This window comes from Bradyrhizobium sp. 142 (assembly GCF_023074015.1).
GTDB lineage: Bacteria > Pseudomonadota > Alphaproteobacteria > Rhizobiales > Xanthobacteraceae > Bradyrhizobium.
In genome coordinates this window covers 1-1,100 of the sequence record NZ_JADPKQ010000440.1, presented here as the reverse complement: position 1 = coordinate 1,100, position 1,100 = coordinate 1, and the positions used below count along the sequence as shown (strand labels likewise).

At 65.2% G+C, this 1,100-nt stretch carries 1 pseudogene; it reads left to right on the top strand.

Annotation, left to right across the window (positions count from 1 at the left end):
- Positions 1-99 precede the first annotated feature (99 nt).
- A pseudogene (locus IVA82_RS40500) lies at positions 100-1,100 on the top strand (IS91 family transposase); the annotation flags it as partial.

Sequence of the window (1,100 nt, the reverse complement as noted above, 5' to 3'; positions counted from 1 at the left end):
AACGGCGCCATCAAGCTCGTGCGCCGCCCTGGTCGTCATCGACCGGATCACGCGGTCTCCATGCGCCGGTCAGCGTGGTCGCCTTCACCGGTATGCGCATCCTACAACTCCTGCGGCAACCGGCATTGTCCCAAGTGTCAGGGCGCGGCGTCACGCCGATGGCTGACCGACCGCGAAGCGGAGCTCTTGCCGGTGCCGTATTTTCACGTTGTCTACACGTTGCCGAGCGAGCTGCGTGACATCGCCTACCAGAACAAGCGCGTAGTCTACAACCTGCTGATGAAGGCGGCCGCCGAGACGACACTCACGATCGCTGCCGATCCCAAGCGCCTCGGCGCGCGGATCGGTGTCACCGCCGTGCTGCACACCTGGGGCTCGGCCCTGACTCATCATCCGCACGTACATATGATCGTGCCGGGTGGAGGGCTCTCGCTCGATCATGCGCGATGGGTCGCCGCGCGCTCCAACTTCCTCGTCCATGTCAACGTGGTGGCGCGCCTGTTCCGGGGCAAGATGCTGGCGATGCTCCTGCATGCGCACACCGCCGGCGAGTTGAAGTTCTTCAATACCCATGCCGGGCTTACCGACAAGCGAACGTTCAAGCGCTTCATCGCACCACTGCGCCGCATCAGATGGGTGGTCTATTGCAAGCGGCCGTTCGCCGGGCCCGAGCAGGTGCTGCGCTATCTCTCCCGTTACACCCATCGGGTCGCCATCTCCAACCGCCGCCTCGTTGCGGCCGACAGCGAGGCGATTGCGTTCCGCTGGAAGGACTATCGCGTTGATGGCCCCGACCGCTGGAAAACGATGCGGCTTCAACCGCACGAGTTCATCAGGCGCTTCCTGATCCACGTGCTACCCAAGGGCTTCCATCGCATCCGCCACTACGGGCTCTTTGCCTCAACCAATCGCGCCGAGAGCATCGCAACCGCCCGCGCCCTCCTCAATGTCGCCCCGCCTGCCGCCGATCCCCAACAGCAGCCCGATGCCGCCCCGGACGGGCTGCGGTTGCTGCCCTGGCCATGCCCGTGCTGTGGCGCGCACATGATCGTCATCGAGAGCTTCGCGCCCGGCTGCGAGCCGAAGTGGCGGTCGACACC